Origin of the sequence: Flavobacterium sp. (genome assembly GCF_023151265.1) — a bacterium.
In the GTDB taxonomy this organism is placed as follows: domain Bacteria; phylum Bacteroidota; class Bacteroidia; order Flavobacteriales; family Flavobacteriaceae; genus Flavobacterium.
Genome location: NZ_JAKLJH010000005.1, coordinates 14,442 through 34,847 on the forward strand (window position 1 = coordinate 14,442; position 20,406 = coordinate 34,847).

Here is a 20,406-nt window from a genome sequence, read left to right on the forward strand (position 1 = left end):
TTTGATTTTTGAACTTGTAATTGAACTTTAAAAATGTACATAAACCATCCAAATATTACGTTACCCGAAGACAATGATACTATTGTTTGGAAATATTTGGACTTGTCTAAGTTTTTAGACATGTTGTTGTCGCAACAGTTGTTTATGTCGCGTTCGGATAAGTTTGAAGATCAATATGAAGGGACATTTTCAGAACCCACTTTTGAAGAAATTAAGAAAATTGCCGCTAACAATCCGAAGTTTTTGGATTACTATAAATCACATCGAGAAAAAGTAGTGATTAGTAGTTGGCATATTAACGAGTATGAATCGTTTGCGATGTGGCAAATTTTCACTCAAAATACAGAAGGTTTAGCGATTCAAACAACTATTGGCAGACTAAAGGAAGCCTTACAACCTGAAAGACAAACCGAACAATATATTGGCGCTGTAAATTACATCGATTACAAAAAAGAATTTATTCCGTTTGAAGATACGTTTTTCCCGTTTTTGTTTAAACGTAAAAGTTTTCAGTACGAAAGAGAAATTCGAATTATTTCAGACGTTTCAGCTAATGGAATGAAAATCGATAATGGTTTAAAGGTTGATGTTAATTTGAACCAATTAATCGAAAAAATCTACATTCACCCTAAAAGTGAAAACTGGTATAAAAAACTGGTAATTGAATTGGTTTCTAAATTAGGATTTGATTTCGAAATTGAAAAATCAGATTTAGAGAGTGATATTTTGATTTAGAGTTTTTGTTTAGCTACTCTTAGTATAAGATTTGTTGCAGATAAAAAGTCCCTCCATTGAGTATTTTCATCTAAGCTTAACAAACAATCTATTTCATAACTTATCATTGTTGTAGATAAAAAATTTGGTCCAATAAAACTAATTTTTGTTCTTGAAGCGTCTAAACAATCTCTAACATCTGTTAATAAATCAGAAGGTTTTATTTTTAAAATAGATTCTCCTATTAAATTAAATTCGCTCATTGAAATATAATATTTTTCTAAAGTATTATTTTTCTCTACAGTTACAGTAGCTTCTTTTCCTTCAATATTTGGCGAAATAGTAATTAATATGGTATGATTAATTACATTTGAATTAACATCAGAGAACATAATATAAGAAATCTTATTTTGGGTAAAACTCAAAAAAGAAGAAAAACAAAATAAAACAGCAAATATTAATATCTTCATTATTAATCTAATTAGGTGTATACATTTCCACTTTCCACTCGTCTGCTAACAAGTTTACGAAATGGTAATGTACTTTATCATTTTTATCAAAAGCACCGTTTTTGTTGATATCTTCGATGCATCTAAAGTACAAACGATTTTGTGCTTCGATGATATTCCAATCGATTAATTCAAGAAGATTTTCTGAAAGTTTAGTGAAATTCTCACCACTTGCCGAACTCAAATACAACGAACGAATATCATTTTGATTGATTTTTCCATCTTTGTTAGTATCGGAATCTACTAAAGTATAAACGATGATTTGCTTTTTGGTTTTAGTAGCAATTCCGTCTAAAAAAGTTGCGGTTTGAATTTGGATTTTCTTATCGGTTAAAGGTTTTACAGTAGTTGAATCGATATGCTGAAAATTCAAATTATCGAAGTAGCCTGTAATTTCAAATCGGTTATAATTAGAAATCGCATAACTAACCTGATTGGTTTTACTGCTTCCATAAACTTTACTATTGGTATCATACACACGGACATCACCAACAGGATGAATTAAATATTTCGTTCCTTCCATCAAAATTGGCAAATCGGCCACTTTGATAGACGACGTATCTTTAGCTTCAACTTCTACCTTAGTTTTTCCTTCTTCGTAGATAACCTTTGGAGTTTCTGCCTCTTTCTTACAACTCATTAAAGTTGCAACCAAGCTAAAAGTAAAAAGAATACGTTTCATCTGTTTAAATTTTATAGTCAAATATACTAAAATAATAATTGGCTTACAATCGGGCAACTAATTTGATATTGAAAACACGAGTAGTCATGTAGTTTGGAATTCCGTATTGTGATTTAGTGTACACATCGCGAACCCATGTATTCGTAATCGAATTTTGATTGTTGAATAAATTGAAAATTTCCAATCCTAATGATAGCTCATTAAAAGGCTTCAACCAAACTTTACTTGATTTGATTTTCTCATCTTTAAACACATAAGAAAACCCAACATCGGCTCTACGATAATCGTTTAAACGTAATTGATAATTGTAAGGATCAGCATAAGCAGGCGAACCACCTGGTAATCCTGTATTGTAAACCAAATTAAGATACAATCTTAAGTTTGGAATATTTGGCATATAATCTTGAAACAAAACGCCAAATTTTAATCGCTGATCTGTTGGGCGAGCAATAAAACCTTTTCCGTCTTGATTTTCTTCTGTCTTTAAATACCCGAAAGTAAACCACGATTCGGTTCCTGGTACAAACTCTCCGTTTAAACGAGCATCAAAACCATAAGCGTAAGCTTCTGCATCGTTGTTGGCTCTGTAACGAATACGAACGTTATCAATTGTATAGGTGTTTACATCGGTAATGTTTTTATAATACGCTTCAGAAACCAATTTGAATGGTCTGTTCCACATTTTAAAACTGTAATCATTACTCAAAACAACATGAATCGATTGTTGTGCTTTTACATTGGTTTGCACTACTCCATCATAATCTCGCAATTCTCTGTAAAATGGTGGCTGATGATATAAACCTCCTGACAATCGGAACAACATATCTTTATTCCAATTGGGTTTAAATGCAAATTGAGCTCTTGGAGAAAACGTAATTTGACTATCTCCTTTTGGTCTACCATCAGCTTCAACTTGCCATTGATGCGCACGAACTCCGGCATTTATCCAATAATCATGTTCACCTATATTTCCTCTATAATTCCATTGTGCATAACCCGAAAATCTATTTATTTTGGTAAAATTTGTAGCTCTTACATTTTGATAAGGCGCTAATGGTCCAACATACGGATTATAAGGTTGATCGTTTTGATAATCTAAAATAGGATTTGGCAATGAAAACCCGGCTGAATCTACAACTTCCCATTCTACAATTCTATCACGAATATCTTCTTTTGTGAATTTTGCCCCCCATTCAAATTGGGATTTTTCGTTTAATTCGTGAAAACCTTTTACTTCAGCATTTACGATTAAAGCATCTAAATCGTTACGTGCGTGATTTAATTGCGAACCAATTCCACGAGTAAAAACAACATCACCAAAAGTTTCAGAACCAATATTCGCATCAACTTCACCCAAACGATATTGTGCTAAAATATCATAATATTCTTGTTCTTGCGTATGATATCCGGAAAGGATAAACTTCAATTTATTTTTTTCATTGTATTGATAAACGGCTTTTCCGGCACCAAAAAATGTTAGGTATTTATCTTTTTCTTGTCCTTCGTAAAATACTAACAAAGCAATTGGTTCGTCGATTGTTCCGAAATTGGTTTGACGTGTTAACGGTTCGTAATTGTATCTATTTTGCGAAATGTTTCCTAAAAAACTAAAATTCCATTTGGTTGAAGCATTAAAATTCAACAAAGTTTGGACATCAAAAAATGTGGGTCTAAAATTAGTTTCTGTTTCCTGACTATTAACTAAAAGACTGTTATCTCTGTATCGAACACCTGTGATATTACTCCATTTTTGATTTTTGGAAACACCTTCAAGTGTTAGACTTCCTCCTAACAAACTAGCTTCTAAACTAGCGCCAAAACGTTTTGGATTTCGATAGGTAATATCTAAAACCGATGATAATTTATCTCCATATTTTGCTTGAAAACCTCCAGCGGAAGCATCAACATTGTAAATCATATCAGTATTGGTAAAACTCAAACCTTCTTGTTGCCCTGAACGAATTAAAAACGGACGATAGACTTCGATTTCATTGACATACACTAAATTCTCATCAAAATTACCACCACGTACCGCATACGAAGTACTTAATTCATTACTAGCATTAAATCCCGGCAATGTTTTTAAAATATTTTCGATTCCAGCATTAGCACCGGGAATTTTTCTAATGATTACCGGATCAATTGTGGTAACGCCTTCAATTCGTTTTTTACTACTTCCAATGACTGTAACTTCACCAAACTCCTCAACTTTTGAATTCATTACTGGATTTAACTCAAAATCTTCATTGGATTTTAAATTTACGTCAATCGTAATTTTCTTTAATGAAATGTGAGAAAAAGTAATCGTTACTTTTTTATTGGCATCTATTTCTAAAATATAAAAACCATTTTCATTAGAAACGGTTCCTTTGTCGCCCACTTTTACCGTTACATTTTCAACAGGATTATTAAATTCGTCTAAAATAACACCTTTAATACGTGCTTTTTGAGCCGAAACAGTCAAAGAAAAAAGACCTATAATGAATACAAAAATTATATTTTTCAAAAGAATGGATTTTAATTATCTAAAAAAGTAAGATTCAAAGGTAGTAGAATTTTGTAAATTATCAGTCACAACAATCTTTAAATCGTTTCTTCCTTGAACGTAAATATTATCATCTAAATTGTGTACCAACTTTTTTGTCTTATAATCGTATTCCATTAAAATCCATTTTCCGTTTAAATAAGCATTGTAAGAATCAATATCGGAATGCAAATCTGTAATAGAAACACTAATTGTTTTTTGCTCTTTAATTGTCTTTCCTTCTACAAAATTTACGTTGTAAATTCTTGGAGGAGTTGTGTCTTGCGCTAATTTGAATTTACCTAAAGACTTTGTTTTAAGAGAAAATGTATTCCCTTTTCGATATGTTTTATTGTATTCTAATTTATAACCGTCTAAAGTTGCAATGTAAGTTTTTGCTAATTGCTCTTCGGTTAAGCCTTGAACATTATTGAATGTAATTGTAATATTTTTATGAACTGGGACACTATCATCATGCAACGTAAGAATATCGTTACTAACATCAAAATTCAAATAAAAATTAGAATAAAATGCATTTTCTGGAATTTGAACCGAAACATTATTCTTTTCAAAAATAGATTCGTTTTTAGCTTTTACATAGTAAGGCGTTTTTTGAATCGTATTTTTTACAGTGGCTTGCGTATTATAAAATTCGATTGGAATAACTAAATCTACCTTATTTCCATGAAAATCATATACTTCTACTCGATAGGTGTAATTTATTGCAGGTTGTACTTTTATTGTACCATCTTTTTTATTTCCAGCCACAATAGATAAGGGATAATCAGATAATTGAAACAATTTTTGAACGCGTTGTCCCATCAAATGAAAACGTTCGTAATCAATAAAATTATTAATGTAGCGCGATTCATCAAAGGCAAAACCATCAAAACCATATTGGTAATACAAAACACCATTCAAATAGGCTTTTACTTTATATAATCCGTTTTTATTGTAGGCATTGGTACAAAAATCGTAGGCATTAATTCCGAATGCAACTTTACCATTCGCTCTAACTTTTGTACTCAAATAACTTCCATCGGCTTGTTTAGAAAATGAAATATTAATTGGTTTTTGAGAAGTATTTACTACTGTAGAATCTAAAGGATAAGCCACAACACCTTGAATAACAGGTTTTCTATCATCATTGATGATTTTCTTAAACCCAAAATGCATTGGATTTAGTATTTCTTCTGATTTAGTATTTCGGAATTCAAAATGCAAATGAGGACCACCACTTCCACCCGTATTTCCGGTAAAAGCAATAATATCACCTTTTTTTACTGGTAATTCTGTTGGATACAAATACATTTCTACTTCATAGGATTGTTCCTTGTATTGTCTTGCTTTAATGAAAGATTCGATAGCACCATTTGCTTTTTGGAGATGTCCATAAACAGAAGTATAACCATTTGGATGTGTAATATAAATGGCTTTTCCATATCCAAAAGTTGAGATTTTAATCCTTGAAATATAACCATCACCGGCAGCATAAACGGGAAGACCTTCTACTCCTTTTGTTTTAAAATCCAAACCAGAATGAAAGTGGTTACTTCGTAATTCTCCGAAAGAACCCGATAAATCGAGCGGAATATCTAAAGGAGATTGAAAATAATCTTGAGGAAAATCTTGACTAAAAATAAAAAGAGGGGCGAATAAAATGGCTAATACGAATCTCATAGTGCTTGTGTTTAGTGCTAAAATACTAAAATAATTTTACATAAAGTAAACAAAAACCATACCTACAATAATTATTTAATAATCAATTAGTTATAAATAATAAAAATTAATTCACAAAATTTAATAAAAAGTATTGCAATTTTTGAATACTAATGCTAACTTTGTGAAATAATGAAATGAATTTTATCATTAATGAATGGATTATCTGAATTAATTGATTCTCTCGAAGTTAAATTTTTTAAGCTCAACCAAAAAGTGGCACAGCTTGAAAAGAAAAACCAAGAGTTACAGGACGAATTGTTGCTTTCTAAAAAAAACCAACAAAAACAATCAAGCGAAATTGAAGTTCTAAAAAATCAATTGGATACTCTAAAAATGGTAAACTCATTACTAGGCAGTGAAGAAAATAAACGAGAAACAAAACTCAAAATAAATTCATTAATCAGAGAAATCGATTATTGTATAGCCCAACTTTCGGATTAGAAACCGCATGAGTGAAAAACTGAAAATTAAAATATCGATAGCAGACCGCGTGTATCCCTTAACGGTAGATCCATCGCAAGAAGAAGGACTTAGAAGTGCTTCAAAAAAAATAGACGCTATGATTAAACAGTTTGAACAAAGCTATGCCGTAAGAGACAAACAAGATGTTTTAGCAATGTGTGCCTTGCAATTTGCAGCTCAGGTTGAACAAAAACAAATCAACAACTCTCAGGATAATGAAAGCAACATAACCAGATTGCAAAATTTGGATAAAAAATTGAGTGAGTTACTCTCAAAATAAATACGTTCTTACATAACAAACAAAGATACTGCCTACATTAGTATATATTTGATAAACTCAACACTAACAAATTAAACGAGTGAATCTTTGCAACTATAACAGGCCCTTAAGTGGGAAGTTTGAACTGCAGGTTAGCTCAAATCTTGTATAACAGAGTTTATACAAACACCTAATGTAGGCTTTTTTTATATAATTTTTTTAACACACACATGGATATACTAAGCATAATAATTGGAATTGTTGTTGGTCTTGCGGGAGGTTTTGGAATTGCTAAATTTTTAGAGAAAAGCAATGTTTCTAACCTAATTAAAAATGCCAAAAAAGAAGCAGCTTCGATTTTAAAAGACGCTAAAACAGAAGCTGAAGCAGCAAAAAAAGATAAAATTTTACAAGCTAAAGAGAAGTTTTTAGAATTAAAAGCAGAACACGAACAAGTAATTTTAGCACGCGATAAAAAAATGGCGGAAGCTGAAAAAAGAACGCGTGATAAAGAATCTCAAGTTTCAAATGAATTAGCAAAAGCTAAAAAAGTAAACGATGAAGTTGAAGCTAAAATTGCAGATTACAACAATAAAATCGAATACTTAGACAAGAAACAACAAGAAATTGATAAACTTCACAGAAGCCAAGTAGAGCAATTAGAAGCTATTTCTGGATTATCTGCTGAAGATGCTAAAAATCAATTGGTAGAAAGTTTAAAAGCGGAAGCTAAAACAAATGCCATGTCATTCATCCAAGATACTGTGGAAGAAGCAAAAATGACAGCACAACAAGAAGCTAAGAAAATCATCATCAATACTATTCAACGTGTAGGTACTGAAGAAGCAGTTGAAAATTGTGTTTCTGTATTTAACATTGAATCGGATGATGTGAAAGGTAGAATCATTGGTCGTGAAGGTCGTAACATTAGAGCTTTGGAAGCTGCAACTGGAGTTGAAATCATCGTTGACGATACACCAGAAGCTATCATCTTATCATGTTTTGATCCAGTAAGAAGAGAAATAGCTCGTTTAGCATTACACAAATTAGTAACTGACGGACGTATTCACCCAGCACGTATTGAAGAAGTTGTTGCTAAAACAGCAAAACAAATCGACGAGGAAATCATCGAAACTGGAAAACGTACGGTAATCGATTTAGGAATCCACGGATTACACCCTGAATTAATTAAAGTGGTAGGTAGAATGAAATATCGTTCATCTTACGGACAAAACTTATTACAACACTCAAGAGAAGTTGCTAAGTTATGTGGTATCATGGCGGCTGAATTAGGATTAAATGTTAAATTAGCTAAAAGAGCTGGTTTATTACACGATATTGGAAAAGTACCAGATACAGAAAGTGAATTACCTCACGCAATCTTAGGTATGCAATGGGCTGAGAAATATGGTGAAAAAGAAGAAGTTTGTAACGCAATTGGAGCGCACCACGACGAAATTGAAATGAAATCATTGATTTCTCCAATTATCCAAGTTTGTGATGCTATTTCTGGAGCACGCCCTGGAGCAAGAAGACAAGTATTAGATTCTTACATCCAACGTTTGAAAGACTTAGAAGATATCGCTTTTGGATTCAACGGTGTTAAAAACGCTTATGCAATTCAAGCAGGTAGAGAATTACGTGTTATTGTAGAAAGTGAAAAAGTATCGGATGATGCAGCAGTAAACTTATCGTTTGATATTTCTCAAAAAATTCAAACTGAAATGACTTATCCTGGTCAAGTTAAAATTACGGTTATCCGTGAAACTAGAGCAGTGAATATTGCGAAGTAAGTATTAGACATTAGACAAAAATAAAAAATCGTATTAATTCATTTTAATGCGATTTTTTTTGTACTCAATTTTGTCATTCCGTTAGGAATCTCTTTAGTGAGTGATTTTTGTTATTTGTTTTAAACATATAAGTCATGTAAGTTTTATGTTGAACTTAATTCCGATTTGAAGTTAATAAAAGAGATGCTTGACAGCATGACAAACTAAACGTAAACCAAATAGAATTAAGATATATGAAATGTCTTTGTGTAGCTCTCTCAACACAAAGTATTTCAAAAAAACTCTGTGTATCTCTGTGTAAAAACAAACACTACTTCCTCGGATGATAATTATTCAAAACTTCCGATAAGAATTTTCTATCTAAATGCATATACACCTCGGTAGTAGTAATCGATTCGTGTCCGAGCATTAATTGTATCGAACGTAAATCGGCACCATTTTCTAATAAATGTGTTGCAAAAGAATGTCGGAATGTGTGTGGACTAATGGTTTTATTTAAATTGATTTTTACCGCTAAATCTTTAATAATTGTAAAAACCATAGCGCGCGTTAATTGCCTTCCTCTCCTATTTAGAAAAAGCGTGTCTTCGTGTCCTTTTTGGACTGGATAATGCACTCGTATTAAATTTACATAAGAAGTTATGTATTTAATTGTAGAGCCTCCTACGGGCACAAAACGCTGCTTATTTCCTTTACCTGTGATTTTGATAAAACCTTCTTCAAAAAATAAATCGGAAATTTTTAAACTTACTAATTCTGAAACACGCAAACCGCAACTGTACAAGGTTTCTAACATAGCTTTATTGCGTTCGCCTTCTGGAGTGGATAAATCTATTGCCGAGATTAACGCATCAATTTCTTCTGTTGCTAAAGTATCGGGTAATTTTCTGCCTGTTTTAGGAACTTCAATTAATTCTAAAGGGGTGTCTTTGCGATAATCCTCAAAAACTAAGTAGTTGAAAAAGCTTTTTAATCCTGAAATTATTCGCGACTGACTTCGAGCATTTACTTGAGATGAAATTTCGTAAATGAATTGCTGAACCGTATCTTCTGTAATTGTAATGGGAGAAACCCGTATTTCATGTTGATGCAAGAACAACACTAATTTTTCGATATCAAACGTATAGTTTTCAATGGTATTTTTAGAAAGACCACGTTCTAAACGAAGATAATTTTGATATTCTTTAATATACGATTGCCAAGTACTCATATATCAAATGTAGGCAAATTACAGCAATAAAAAAATCCCGCCGAAGCGGGATTTTTGACTTATTTGTTTTTTACAAATTAGAATTTGTAGATAACACCAAATCCAAATGATCTTAAGTCAGCACCTAAACCAAAAGAATTAGTTTTGTCAGCACCGTCTCCACCATTGTCATTAGTTGTGTAACCTAAACCAGCCCAAGTAGCCTCGATAGCCCAGTTGTTGTTTAAGAAATAGCTTAAACCTAATCCTAAGTTTACACCAATTTCGTTTTCTTGAACATCAGCTAATTTGTTATCCCATGAAGTGTAATCAACTCCAAACTCACCGAATAATGAGAATTGAGAAGCTGGAGTCATGTAGTAACGTCCAAAAGCACCAACTGTTAAAGCTGTTCTATCAGTTGTATCTACAAAACCGTTATCAGCTTTCATTGACTCATAACCTAATTTACCTCCAATTGCAATGTTCTCAGTTACGAAGTAACCAAATTTAGGAGCGATTTCAAAACCTGAAGATTTAGCATCACCAGTTTTTTCTGAATCAATTGATACAGCACCAGAAATAAACATAGACCCTTTAGAGAATCCACCGTTTCCTTTTTCTTCTTCTTGTGCGTTAGCAAAACCGAAAGCCAATAATGCTACAGCAGATAATAAAACTTTTTTCATGTTTAGTTTAAATTTAAAGTTAATAGAGCAAATTTATAGCATTTTTTTATACGAAATAACATATTTTGTTATGTTATTAACAATTTTATTAACAAGTAAAAACGATTATGTTCATAATCAAGCAGTTGAAAGTTGTGAAATTTAAAATTTTAAACTTTTTTTAATAAAAAGTAAACCTTCAAAAAATAACAAAAAAAACATAAACACCTCACAATCAATAAAATCCAAAAATCGATAAAAAGTGCATTTTATCGACAATCATACTAAAAAGCGCTAGCAAGCGTTACTACTCTAAAGATTTTAATATGAAAAGAACAATTGTAACAATGATTTTACTGGTTCTAGGAACTGGTTTTTCGCAGGCTCAAATGCTAAAATTTGGTGTAAAAGGTGGTGTAAATTTTGCTAACTACACAGGCGGAGATGTTTCGGGTGTAGATTTTAAAACTATTACAAGCTATCATGCAGGTGCTGTAATGGAATTAAAAGTATTTGAAAACTTCGCCATTCAACCCGAACTCTTATATTCTACACAAGGTGCAGAATTGGAAGGTTTAGGCGAACAAGTTAAAAATGAGTTGGGTTACTTATCACTTCCTGTTCTTGCTAAATTTTATTTAACTTCTAATAAACTTAGTTTAGAATTAGGTCCACAAGCTTCTGTATTAGTAAGCGAACGAAATGAAGTTGACTCAAACGACACAAATTCTTTCGACTTTGGCTTAGCTGGTGGTTTAAGTTATAAGATTACAAACGGATTATTTGTATCAGGGCGTTATGTTGCGGGTTTAACAGAAGCTAAAAAAGATGCTGATGTGAAAAACTCTGTAATTCAATTTTCAGTAGGTTATATGTTTTAACACTAAAAGTTATAATATTTTGCTAAAACCATTCTCAAAAAGAATGGTTTTTTTACTTTTACAAAAACAATTCTCATGAAGCTTATCATTATAAATGGTCCAAATCTTAATTTATTAGGAAAAAGAGAACCCGAAGTTTACGGCAATGCCACTTTTGAATCGTATTTTGAAAAATTACAAAGTGAGTTTCCAACTATCACATTAGAATATTTCCAAAGTAATATTGAAGGGGAAATTATCAGTAAAATTCAAGAAGTAGGTTTTAGTTATGATGGTATCGTTCTTAATGCTGGTGCTTACACACATACTTCTATAGGAATAGGCGATGCTATTAAAGCAATTACAACTCCAGTTGTAGAAGTTCATATTTCCAATACATTTTCAAGAGAATCTTTTCGTCATCAATCGTACATTTCACCAAATGCTAAAGGTGTAATTATTGGTTTTGGATTGCAGAGTTATGAGTTGGCTTTAAGAGCTTTTGAGTAGCGTTTCACTTGTTTTTTTTACACAGAGATGCTCCGAGTAAAAAGAGATTCACAGAGGTTTTTATATACTTTGTGTTGAATGAGGAAAAGAGAGCGTTGCACTTAGTTGTTACACAGAGATACACCGAGTTAGATGAGATTCACAGAGGGTTTTATTTGCATTGTGTTAATTTGAGAGATAGAAAGAGCGTTATATTTAATTTAATTAAAGAATATTTATAAAATTAAAATATGGAAATTGATAAGTTAACAGAACAAGTAATTGGCTTGGCTATTGAAGTTCATCGTCATTTGGGTCCGGGTTTATTAGAATCTGCTTATCAAGAATGTTTATATTATGAATTAAAAAAAGCTAATTTAAAAGTTGAACGAGAATTAAAACTTCCTCTTGAATATAAAGAAATCAAACTTGATCATGGTTATAGAATAGATTTACTAATAGAAGATAGATTAGTAATCGAAATAAAAACAGTTGAAACTTTCACCGATGTTCATAAAGCTCAAATATTAACTTACATGAAATTAGGAAATTACAAAACAGGATTATTAATTAATTTTAATACTAAACTATTATCTAAAGGAATTAAACGATTTGTATTATAAAAGTAAAAAATCTCGAAGAAGCTCTCAATCAAAAAAACTCTGTGTAAAGAACAAGTAAAACGCCTCAGTGTAACTCTCTAAAGACAAACAAAATTAAAAAAAGCTCCGTGAAGCTCTGTGAAATAAAACAAGTGAAACGCCTCAGTGTAACTCTCTAAAGACAAACAAAATTAAAAAAAGCTCCGTGAAGCTCTGTGAAATAAAACAAGTGAAACGCCTCAGTGTAACTCTCTAAAGACAAACAAAATTAAAAAAAGCTCTGTGTAAAAACAAACAACATGAAACAACAAATTACGCTATTCTTATTATTCTTAACAACAATTTCGTTCGCTCAAATTAAAGGAACCATAAAAGATAAAGATGGAAATGCTTTACCATTTGTAAACATATATATAGAGAACACCTATATAGGTACAACGTCAAATGAACATGGTAAATACGAATTAAACACTACACAGAAAAACAATGTGCACTTAGTTTTTCAATATTTGGGATATAAAACTCAGAAACACATTTTAAACATCAGTAGTTTTCCTTTTGAGTTTGATGTAACTTTACAAGAAGAAGATTTTCAACTGAAAGAAGTTGTGGTTGTAAATGGAGAAAATCCTGCTAATGAAATTATTCGAAATACTATAAAAGAAAAAAAGAAAAATGCCGCTAAAACCGATAAGTTTGAAGCCGATTTTTATTCGAGAGGAATTTTTAGAGCAAAAGATATTCCTAAGAAATTCATGGGCGTTGAAATTGGAGATTTAGAAGGCAACTTAGATTCTACTAGAAGTGGTATTATTTATCAATCGGAAACTGTATCAAAAATTAAATTCCAAAAACCTGATGATTTAAAAGAAGAAATCATTGCTTCTAAAATTGCTGGTGACGATAACGGGTTTAGTTATAATACTGCACTAAAAACAAATTACGATTTTTACGACAACTACGTTGAGTTTAACATCAACATGGTTTCGCCTATTGCTGATAATGCTTTTAATTATTACAAATACAAATTAGAAAGCACTTTTTATAACGAAAGTAATCAGTTAATCAATAAAATTTTAGTTACGCCAAAACGAGACAAAGAGCCTGTTTTTGAAGGTTATATTTATATAGTTGAAGATACTTGGGCAATTTACGGAATTGACTTAGACATTAAAGGTTACAGAATGCAACAGCCAATTCTTGAAACCATGAAATTAACACAAAGTTTTAGTTACAATTCGGATAATAAGATTTGGGCAAAAAATATTCAAACACTAGACTTTAAAGCCGGACTTTTCGGGATGAAATTTGATGGAAAGTTTACTTATGTATTTACTAATTACAACTTCAAAGATGCTTTCGAAAAGAAAACATTTGGTAAAGAAGTTGTCACTTTTGCAGAAAATGCGAACAAAAAAGAAGATTCGTATTGGAATGAATTCAGACCTGTTCCATTAACCGAAGAAGAAACGACAAATTACATTAAAAAAGATAGTTTACAAACTCTAAGGAAATCACAAGTATATTTGGATTCAGTTGATGCCAAAGGAAATAAATTCAAGTTATTGAAGATTATTACGGGTTATACTTATAAGAATTCGTTTAAAAACTGGAGTTTCAATTACCAAGGGTTAACCAATTTAACTTCTTTAAGTTTTAATACCGTTCAAGGTTGGAATTTAGACAGTGGTTTTTCTTTTAGAAAATGGAATGAAGAAACAGGGAAATATACTTCCATTTCATCTATAGTTAATTATGGTTTTGCCGAAGATAGATTACGCGTAAAAGGTAACTTTTATCACCGATTTAATAATATAAACAACGCTTACATAAGTTTAAACGGAGGAAGCGCCATAAGTCAGTTCAATCCAAATGAACCAATAAGTAATTTAGTAAATTCGGTAGCAACATTATTCTTTAAAAATAATTACATGAAATTGTATAATAAAGAATTTGCCGAAATTAATTACGGAAGAGAAGTCACCAATGGTGTTTTTGCTTCAGGTAAATTATTGTACGAAAACCGAAGAGCGTTATTTAACAACACCGATTATACAATGATTAAAAATGATGATTTGTATTTTTCGAACGATCCATTACAACCTAATAATTATACTTCGGTTCCTTTTGAGAAACATCATATCATGAAAGCGAGTTTAGGAACACGAATTCGTTTTGGTCAAAAATACATTTCGCGTCCTGATGGAAAGGTTAACATTCAAAACGATAATTATCCGATACTAAGTTTCTATTACGAAAAAGCTTTTGGAGCTTCGAACAGTAATTACCACTATGATTTAATCAGTGGAACCGTTGATTACAACAAAACCCTAGGAAATAAAGGTGATTTTGGCTTACGCTTTAAAGCAGGAAAATTCTTTAATGCCGATAATATTTCGTTTGTAGATTATAAACACTTCAACGGAAATCAAACGCATATTAATTTGTTGAACAATTCATTGAACTCATTTAATTTACTTCCATATTACAGTCATTCTACAAATGATGCGTATTTGGAAACTCATATTGAACATAATTTTAAAGGTTACATTATGAATAAGATTCCGTTACTAAATAAGTTACAATGGAATTTAATTGGAGGATTTCATCAATTAAACATTCCAAATATGAAACCGTATCAAGAGTTTACTGTTGGATTTGATAATATTGGTTGGGGTAAATTTAGATTCTTACGCGTTGATTATGTAAGAAGCTACCAAAACGGATTTCAAGGTGATGGCGTAATGTTTGGATTGAAATTTTAAAATAACGAGAAGCACTTCTAAATGGAGTGCTTTTTTATTTTAAAAACACATCATAACCAAAACGAAGTAACGCCAATCCAACCACAATTAAAAAGAAAACACGAATAAATCCGTTACCTTTTGAAATAGCTAATCGTGCGCCTAACCACGAACCTGTAACGTTACAAATTGCCATTGGAACAGCAATTGACCAAATAATTTTTCCTTTTAAAACGAATAAAGTTATGGAACCAATGTTTGTTGCCAAGTTGACTAATTTCGCATAGATATTCGCTTTTAAAAAATCAAAACCGAGAATTGCAATAAACGCCATAATTAGCAAACTTCCTGTTCCTGGACCAATGAATCCATCGTAGAAACCTAAAAAAATTGAAATTATAATTCCGTAAATATAGGTTTGCTTTTGAGTCAGTTTATTGATTTGAAATTGTCCGAAATCTTTTTTGAAATAGGTATAAAGCAAGAGCAAAATCAAAACCACAAAAAGCAAGGGTTTCATGAAATCGTTTTGCATTACATTGAGTAAACTCGAACCTAAATAAGCAAATGAGAAAGAAACAATTGCCATTACAATAAATAATTTCCAATTGACTTTTGCCGATTTCAAATAATGGTATGTTGCCATACTAGTTCCACTAAAACCCGGGATTTTTAACGTTCCAATGATGGAAGCTACAGGCACATTCGGCAACAAAATTAAAGCGGCTGGAGTTTGAATTAATCCGCCTCCACCCACAATAGCATCGATAAAACCAGCTACGAAGGAAGCGATGCAGAGAAAAATGATGATGTAGGTTTCCATTTTTTAGTAATCAGTCTCAGTGTTAAGTCACAGTAACACTGCTTACTGCGACTGAACACAGAATACTAAATTATACTCTCACGATATTAGCTCCAATTGCACGTAGTCTTTCATCAATACGCTCGTAACCTCTGTCGATTTGTTCGATATTTTGAATGGTTGACGTTCCTTTTGCAGTTAAAGCAGCAATTAATAAGGAGATTCCGGCTCTAATATCTGGCGAACTCATTGTTGTAGCTTTTAATTGCGATTGGAAATTATGCCCCATAACCACCGCTCTGTGTGGATCACACAACATAATTTTTGCACCCATATCGATTAATTTATCCACGAAGAACAAACGGCTTTCAAACATTTTTTGGTGAATCAACACATCGCCTTTAGCTTGCGTACAAACAACCAAAACGATACTTAACAAGTCAGGTGTAAATCCTGGCCATGGGGCATCAGAAACAGTTAAAATAGATCCGTCGATATCGGTTTTAATTTCATATCCATCTTTATGAGCTGGAATGTAAATGTCTTCTCCTCTTCTTTCTAATGTAATTCCAAGTTTTCTAAATACGTTTGGAATTTGTCCTAAGTTCTCCCAACTTACATTTTTAATTGTGATTTCACTTCGTGTCATAGCCGCAAGACCAATCCAAGAACCGATTTCTACCATGTCAGGTAAAATTCTGTGTTCGCAACCGCCTAATGTCTCAACACCTTCAATCGTTAATAAGTTTGACCCAACTCCAGAGATTTTAGCTCCCATTGAGTTCAACATTTTACACAATTGTTGTAAGTAAGGTTCGCAAGCTGCGTTATAAATAGTAGTTGTTCCTTCCGCTAAAACCGCAGCCATTACAATATTAGCCGTTCCGGTTACCGAAGCTTCGTCTAACAACATATAAGAACCTTGTAATCTTCCATCGATTTCCACTCCGTAGAAATGATCTTCTCTTTCGTATCTGAATTTTGCTCCAAGATTAATAAAACCTTCAAAGTGTGTGTCTAAACGACGACGCCCAATTTTATCACCTCCTGGTTTTGGAATATATCCACAACCAAAACGCGCTAACAAAGGTCCAACAATCATAATAGAACCTCTTAAACTTCCACCTTCTTTTTTGAATGCTTCTGTTTTTAAGTAATTTACATTTACTTCATCGGCTTGAAACGTGTAATCTCCAGGTCCATTTTTTTGGATTTTAACACCTAAATTACCTAAAAGCGTAATCAATTTGTTAACATCAATAATATCTGGAATATTCGTTACTCTTACTTTTTCAGAAGTTAACAAAACAGGACATAACACTTGTAACGCCTCATTTTTAGCGCCTTGTGGTGTAATTTCTCCTTTTAATGCTTTTCCTCCTTCAATTTTAAATGTTCCCATGTAACTGCCTATTTTTTAAATGTATTTTTATTTTGATTGTTCTTGTTCAAATGCCCTTTTGGATTGTTGTTTTTCTTAACAATTCCGGGTTTATTTGTACCAAATTGTGTTTTATTCGAAACTTTCTTGTTCACTTTCATTAAATCGTGCGTGTTCGAAAGTTCTTCGTTTGATTTTGAAAGATTTAATTTTCCTCCTGAAAGTTCTAATAAATGCTCAAAAATCACTTCATCAGTTACCGTGTCTTTGTTCCAACTCAGGTAACACTTTTTCATGTGATTAGCGATTACTAAAACTAAAGCGTTTTTCAATTCGCTTTCTTCCCAGCTGTTCGCTACATCAATCATATATTTGATATTATTTCCGTAAAAACGATATTTCGGGAAATTTTGAGGATATTTTAAACGATCTGGTTTCTGAGTTAAAATATCTTTTGAAGGAATAGGATAAGGCGAATCTACATCCAATTTAAAATCAGACATAATAAACAACTGATCCCACAATTTATGTTGAAAATCTAAAACGTCTCTCAAATGCGGATTCAAAGAACCCATCACAGAAATAATGTATTTTGCTGCTTTGTTTCGCTCTTCTCGATCTTCAATTTCAGTAGCTTGATCGATCAATTTCTGCAAATGTCTTCCGTATTCGGGAATAATCAAATGCGGACGTTCTGAATTATATTCTAAGTAACTTACTTCTTCTTGCATGTTTTTTTATAATGAAATGATGCCTTCAATATCCGAAACTTCAATGTATTTATCTATCACACTCTGAGCGCTTGCCATAGTTACACTAATTGAAACACTGGTAAATTTACCTGTTTTAGATTGTTGCGTAGTAATTACAGCTCCCATATCATTAAAAGCAGCTTCTACTTTTGCAATACTATGCACATCAGAAGGCATAATAAATTTGTACAAATACTCTGAAGGCCAAAGCGTTGAGTTTGTTAATTCTTCTTTTAATCTTGCGTAAAAATCTTCTGTTTTCTTATCCATCATCATTTCGTATTGGAAAAGCAAATATACTTTTTTATGTTCAGAATTGTAATGTAGTAACTTATAAATTTTTAAGTTGATTAGATTTTTAAAAAAACTTACTTTTGCGCCTTAGTATTTCCAATATGAATAAAGAAATTGTGGTTTTAATTGGTGGACCAAGCTCTGGAAAAACCACCTTAATCGATGCATTAAAAGAAAAAGGACACACTTGTTATCCTGAGGTTTCGCGCGAAGTTATTCGTGAAGCCCAAGAACAAGGAATTGAACAATTGTTCTTAGAAAAACCACTTTTATTCAGTGAATTATTGCTAGAAGGCAGAAAAAGACAATTCAAAGAAGCTTTAAACGAAGAGGCAAATATCGTCTTTTTAGATCGAGGCATTCCAGATGTTTTGGCGTATATGCATTACATAGGCGATTCGTATCCTGCATTTTTTGATAAAGCCTGTCAAGACCACAAATATTCTGCGATTTTTGTTTTACCACCTTGGAAAGAAATCTATGTAAGTGATGCTGAGCGTTATGAAAACTACGAGCAAGCGATTTTAATTCACGAACATTTGATGGAAACTTATAAAAAATACGGCTATTCGATTACGGAAGTTCCAAAAGATACGGTTGAAAATCGTGTGGATTTTATTATGAAACATCTTGTTAAATAATTTTTTTCGTAATTTAGTGTTTCTAAAAGCCAATTTACATGTCGGAAGCCTTACAAATTCTTCAAAAATACTGGAAACACGATAATTTTAGAACACCACAAGAAGAAATCATTCAATCGGTTTTAAGTGGAAATGATACGTTTGCACTTTTACCAACTGGAGGAGGAAAATCGGTATGTTTTCAGATTCCGGCTATTCAATTAAACGGAATTTGCTTAGTGATTTCGCCGTTGATTGCCTTGATGAAAGACCAAGTTCAGAATTTACAAAGTAAAAATATCAAAGCGATTGCTTTAACTGGTGGTGTTTCCCAAGACGACATTATTGATATTTTAGACAATTGTCAATTCGGAAATTACAAATTCTTATATCTTTCTCCTGAACGTTTACAACACGATTGGATTGTTGAACGCTTGAAACAATTACCTATCAATTTAATTGCAATCGACGAAGCGCATTGTGTGAGCCAATGGGGACATGATTTTAGACCGGCGTATTTGAAAATTTCGGCTTTAAAAGAACACTTCCCTACTACACCATTTTTAGCATTGACAGCAACTGCTAACAAAAGAGTTCAGGAAGACATTTGCACGAATTTGGCTTTGGTTAATCCAAAAATATTTACAAAGTCATTTACTAGAGAAAACTTAGCGTATCACGTGATTAAAACCGAAGATAAGTTTTTCAAAATACAGCAGATTTTAACTAAAAATCCGCAATCTTCTATTATTTATGTTCGCAATCGAAAATCGTGTATTGAAACTTCGCAACAGTTGAACCAATTGGGATTTACGTCAACAATTTATCACGGTGGATTGCCTGCAAAAGAGAAAGAAAAAAACATGCAATCTTGGTTAGAGAATAAATCGCAAGTCATGGTTGCAACGAATGCCTTCGGAATGGGAATTGACAAACCCGATGTAAAAACCGTAATCCACATCCAACTTCCAGAGAACATTGAAAATTATTATCAAGAAGCTGGAAGAGCTGGACGAAATGGCGAAAAAGCCTTTGGAATCATCGTTACCAATCCTTCGGATATCACTTATACTAAAGCACAATTTATTGATGTTTTACCCGATAAAAAATTCGTGAAAGACGTTTACATCAAACTGAACAATTTCTTCCAAATTGCCTATGGTGAAGGTTATAATGAAAGTTTTGCTTTCAATTTGAATCAGTTTTGTGCGCATTATAATTTCCCAGTAATCAAAGCATTCAATAGTTTGCAATTTTTAGACCGTCAAGGGATTATAACTTTTCAAAGCGAATCAACTGAAAAAATAAGCTTACAGTTTATCATTCCGAGTAAGGAAGTT

Annotated in this window: 20 protein-coding genes (1 of these 20 cut by a window edge); 10 read left to right on the top strand and 10 right to left on the bottom strand. The window is 32.2% G+C overall.

All coding sequences use genetic code 11. The features are described 5' to 3' along the window. Positions 1-33 precede the first annotated feature (33 nt). The gene (locus L6Q46_RS00910; protein ID WP_291282706.1) at positions 34-735 is read left to right on the top strand and encodes a hypothetical protein; all 702 of its coding nucleotides are present in this window, start codon (positions 34-36) and stop codon (positions 733-735) included. On the opposite strand, the gene L6Q46_RS00915 is transcribed toward L6Q46_RS00910, so the two are convergent. From L6Q46_RS00915 to L6Q46_RS00930, 4 genes are read right to left on the bottom strand one after another with little or no spacing between them, the layout of a single operon-like run. After that, entirely contained in the window at positions 732-1,184 is a 453-nt protein-coding gene (locus L6Q46_RS00915; RefSeq protein ID WP_291282707.1) for a hypothetical protein, read from the bottom strand. The genes L6Q46_RS00910 and L6Q46_RS00915 overlap by 4 nt on opposite strands. A gap of 7 nt (positions 1,185-1,191) precedes the next feature. Next, a complete protein-coding gene (locus L6Q46_RS00920; RefSeq protein WP_291282708.1) occupies positions 1,192-1,905 on the bottom strand; it encodes a hypothetical protein in 714 nt (237 codons plus the stop codon). Between the two features lie 43 nt (positions 1,906-1,948). Beyond that, positions 1,949-4,411 (bottom strand): TonB-dependent receptor, encoded by a 2,463-nt coding sequence (locus L6Q46_RS00925; RefSeq protein WP_291282709.1) that lies wholly within the window; start codon positions 4,409-4,411, stop codon positions 1,949-1,951. A 15-nt stretch (positions 4,412-4,426) separates the two neighbouring features. After that, the gene (locus L6Q46_RS00930) at positions 4,427-6,109 is read right to left on the bottom strand and encodes a M23 family metallopeptidase (protein WP_291282710.1); all 1,683 of its coding nucleotides are present in this window, start codon (positions 6,107-6,109) and stop codon (positions 4,427-4,429) included. 192 nt (positions 6,110-6,301) lie between these two features. Here L6Q46_RS00930 and L6Q46_RS00935 point away from each other — a divergent pair, with 192 nt between their 5' ends. From L6Q46_RS00935 to rny, 3 genes are all read left to right on the top strand, one after another. Continuing rightward, the gene (locus tag L6Q46_RS00935; protein WP_291282711.1) at positions 6,302-6,592 is read left to right on the top strand and encodes a hypothetical protein; all 291 of its coding nucleotides are present in this window, start codon (positions 6,302-6,304) and stop codon (positions 6,590-6,592) included. Between the two features lie 7 nt (positions 6,593-6,599). Continuing rightward, the gene (locus L6Q46_RS00940) at positions 6,600-6,893 is read left to right on the top strand and encodes a cell division protein ZapA (RefSeq protein WP_111567777.1); all 294 of its coding nucleotides are present in this window, start codon (positions 6,600-6,602) and stop codon (positions 6,891-6,893) included. A 209-nt stretch (positions 6,894-7,102) separates the two neighbouring features. Then, on the top strand, positions 7,103-8,665 hold the full coding sequence (rny, locus tag L6Q46_RS00945) for a ribonuclease Y (RefSeq protein ID WP_291282712.1): 1,563 nt from the start codon (positions 7,103-7,105) through the stop codon (positions 8,663-8,665). A gap of 310 nt (positions 8,666-8,975) precedes the next feature. Here the strand turns inward: rny and xerD are convergent, their stop codons facing one another. Together xerD and L6Q46_RS00955 are read right to left on the bottom strand one after the other, a co-directional pair. Continuing rightward, complete coding sequence (gene xerD, locus L6Q46_RS00950; protein WP_291282713.1) at positions 8,976-9,875, bottom strand: site-specific tyrosine recombinase XerD; 900 nt, start codon at positions 9,873-9,875, stop codon at positions 8,976-8,978. Between the two features lie 77 nt (positions 9,876-9,952). Further along, positions 9,953-10,543: an outer membrane beta-barrel protein gene (locus L6Q46_RS00955; RefSeq protein WP_291282714.1), complete on the bottom strand. Its 591-nt coding sequence runs from the start codon at positions 10,541-10,543 to the stop codon at positions 9,953-9,955. Between the two features lie 305 nt (positions 10,544-10,848). Between L6Q46_RS00955 and L6Q46_RS00960 the strand changes: the two genes are divergently transcribed. From L6Q46_RS00960 to L6Q46_RS00975, 4 genes are all read left to right on the top strand, one after another. Continuing rightward, on the top strand, positions 10,849-11,403 hold the full coding sequence (locus tag L6Q46_RS00960; RefSeq protein ID WP_291282715.1) for a porin family protein: 555 nt from the start codon (positions 10,849-10,851) through the stop codon (positions 11,401-11,403). Positions 11,404-11,478: 75 nt separating this feature from the next. Then, on the top strand, positions 11,479-11,892 hold the full coding sequence (gene aroQ, locus L6Q46_RS00965) for a type II 3-dehydroquinate dehydratase (RefSeq protein ID WP_291282716.1): 414 nt from the start codon (positions 11,479-11,481) through the stop codon (positions 11,890-11,892). 230 nt (positions 11,893-12,122) lie between these two features. Continuing rightward, positions 12,123-12,494 carry a GxxExxY protein gene (locus L6Q46_RS00970; RefSeq protein WP_291282717.1) on the top strand — a complete coding sequence of 124 codons (372 nt, stop codon included), beginning with the start codon at positions 12,123-12,125 and terminating at the stop codon, positions 12,492-12,494. 278 nt (positions 12,495-12,772) lie between these two features. Continuing rightward, entirely contained in the window at positions 12,773-15,238 is a 2,466-nt protein-coding gene (locus L6Q46_RS00975) for a DUF5686 and carboxypeptidase regulatory-like domain-containing protein (protein ID WP_291282718.1), read from the top strand. Positions 15,239-15,272: 34 nt separating this feature from the next. Here L6Q46_RS00975 and L6Q46_RS00980 read toward each other — a convergent pair whose 3' ends face one another. The 4 genes from L6Q46_RS00980 to L6Q46_RS00995 all read right to left on the bottom strand — a co-directional run bounded on the left by L6Q46_RS00980 (position 15,273) and on the right by L6Q46_RS00995 (position 18,422). Continuing rightward, positions 15,273-16,040, bottom strand: a complete 768-nt coding sequence (locus L6Q46_RS00980) for a TSUP family transporter (protein ID WP_291282719.1) — start codon at positions 16,038-16,040, stop codon at positions 15,273-15,275. Positions 16,041-16,110: 70 nt separating this feature from the next. Continuing rightward, positions 16,111-17,421, bottom strand: coding sequence for a UDP-N-acetylglucosamine 1-carboxyvinyltransferase (gene murA / locus L6Q46_RS00985; protein ID WP_153199747.1), 1,311 nt, complete (start codon positions 17,419-17,421; stop codon positions 16,111-16,113). A gap of 8 nt (positions 17,422-17,429) precedes the next feature. Next, positions 17,430-18,131: a DUF4290 domain-containing protein gene (locus tag L6Q46_RS00990; protein ID WP_291265413.1), complete on the bottom strand. Its 702-nt coding sequence runs from the start codon at positions 18,129-18,131 to the stop codon at positions 17,430-17,432. A 6-nt stretch (positions 18,132-18,137) separates the two neighbouring features. Next, positions 18,138-18,422, bottom strand: a complete 285-nt coding sequence (locus L6Q46_RS00995; protein ID WP_111567787.1) for a DUF493 family protein — start codon at positions 18,420-18,422, stop codon at positions 18,138-18,140. 125 nt (positions 18,423-18,547) lie between these two features. Between L6Q46_RS00995 and L6Q46_RS01000 the strand changes: the two genes are divergently transcribed. Both L6Q46_RS01000 and L6Q46_RS01005 read left to right on the top strand, forming a co-directional pair. Continuing rightward, positions 18,548-19,087 carry an ATP-binding protein gene (locus L6Q46_RS01000; RefSeq protein WP_291282720.1) on the top strand — a complete coding sequence of 180 codons (540 nt, stop codon included), beginning with the start codon at positions 18,548-18,550 and terminating at the stop codon, positions 19,085-19,087. A 38-nt stretch (positions 19,088-19,125) separates the two neighbouring features. After that, positions 19,126-20,406: the 5' portion of an ATP-dependent DNA helicase RecQ gene (locus tag L6Q46_RS01005; protein WP_291282721.1), read on the top strand. 588 nt of this gene lie beyond the right edge of the window; only the first 1,281 of its 1,869 coding nucleotides appear in the window; it begins with the start codon at positions 19,126-19,128; the stop codon falls past the right edge of the window.

What these genes read in the sequence shown, in the direction of transcription:
- L6Q46_RS01000 (WP_291282720.1), top strand. Translation starts at nt 18,548, where the DNA reads ATGAATAAAGAAATTGTGGTTTTAATTGGTGGACCAAGCTCTGGAAAA.
- L6Q46_RS00975 (WP_291282718.1), top strand. Translation starts at nt 12,773, where the DNA reads ATGAAACAACAAATTACGCTATTCTTATTATTCTTAACAACAATTTCG.
- murA (WP_153199747.1), bottom strand. Translation starts at nt 17,421, where the DNA reads ATGGGAACATTTAAAATTGAAGGAGGAAAAGCATTAAAAGGAGAAATT.
- L6Q46_RS00970 (WP_291282717.1), top strand. Translation starts at nt 12,123, where the DNA reads ATGGAAATTGATAAGTTAACAGAACAAGTAATTGGCTTGGCTATTGAA.
- L6Q46_RS00915 (WP_291282707.1), bottom strand. Translation starts at nt 1,184, where the DNA reads ATGAAGATATTAATATTTGCTGTTTTATTTTGTTTTTCTTCTTTTTTG.
- L6Q46_RS00935 (WP_291282711.1), top strand. Translation starts at nt 6,302, where the DNA reads ATGAATGGATTATCTGAATTAATTGATTCTCTCGAAGTTAAATTTTTT.
- L6Q46_RS00960 (WP_291282715.1), top strand. Translation starts at nt 10,849, where the DNA reads ATGAAAAGAACAATTGTAACAATGATTTTACTGGTTCTAGGAACTGGT.
- L6Q46_RS00930 (WP_291282710.1), bottom strand. Translation starts at nt 6,109, where the DNA reads ATGAGATTCGTATTAGCCATTTTATTCGCCCCTCTTTTTATTTTTAGT.
- L6Q46_RS00955 (WP_291282714.1), bottom strand. Translation starts at nt 10,543, where the DNA reads ATGAAAAAAGTTTTATTATCTGCTGTAGCATTATTGGCTTTCGGTTTT.
- aroQ (WP_291282716.1), top strand. Translation starts at nt 11,479, where the DNA reads ATGAAGCTTATCATTATAAATGGTCCAAATCTTAATTTATTAGGAAAA.
- L6Q46_RS00995 (WP_111567787.1), bottom strand. Translation starts at nt 18,422, where the DNA reads ATGGATAAGAAAACAGAAGATTTTTACGCAAGATTAAAAGAAGAATTA.
- L6Q46_RS00980 (WP_291282719.1), bottom strand. Translation starts at nt 16,040, where the DNA reads ATGGAAACCTACATCATCATTTTTCTCTGCATCGCTTCCTTCGTAGCT.
- L6Q46_RS00990 (WP_291265413.1), bottom strand. Translation starts at nt 18,131, where the DNA reads ATGCAAGAAGAAGTAAGTTACTTAGAATATAATTCAGAACGTCCGCAT.
- L6Q46_RS00940 (WP_111567777.1), top strand. Translation starts at nt 6,600, where the DNA reads ATGAGTGAAAAACTGAAAATTAAAATATCGATAGCAGACCGCGTGTAT.
- L6Q46_RS00910 (WP_291282706.1), top strand. Translation starts at nt 34, where the DNA reads ATGTACATAAACCATCCAAATATTACGTTACCCGAAGACAATGATACT.
- L6Q46_RS00920 (WP_291282708.1), bottom strand. Translation starts at nt 1,905, where the DNA reads ATGAAACGTATTCTTTTTACTTTTAGCTTGGTTGCAACTTTAATGAGT.
- rny (WP_291282712.1), top strand. Translation starts at nt 7,103, where the DNA reads ATGGATATACTAAGCATAATAATTGGAATTGTTGTTGGTCTTGCGGGA.
- xerD (WP_291282713.1), bottom strand. Translation starts at nt 9,875, where the DNA reads ATGAGTACTTGGCAATCGTATATTAAAGAATATCAAAATTATCTTCGT.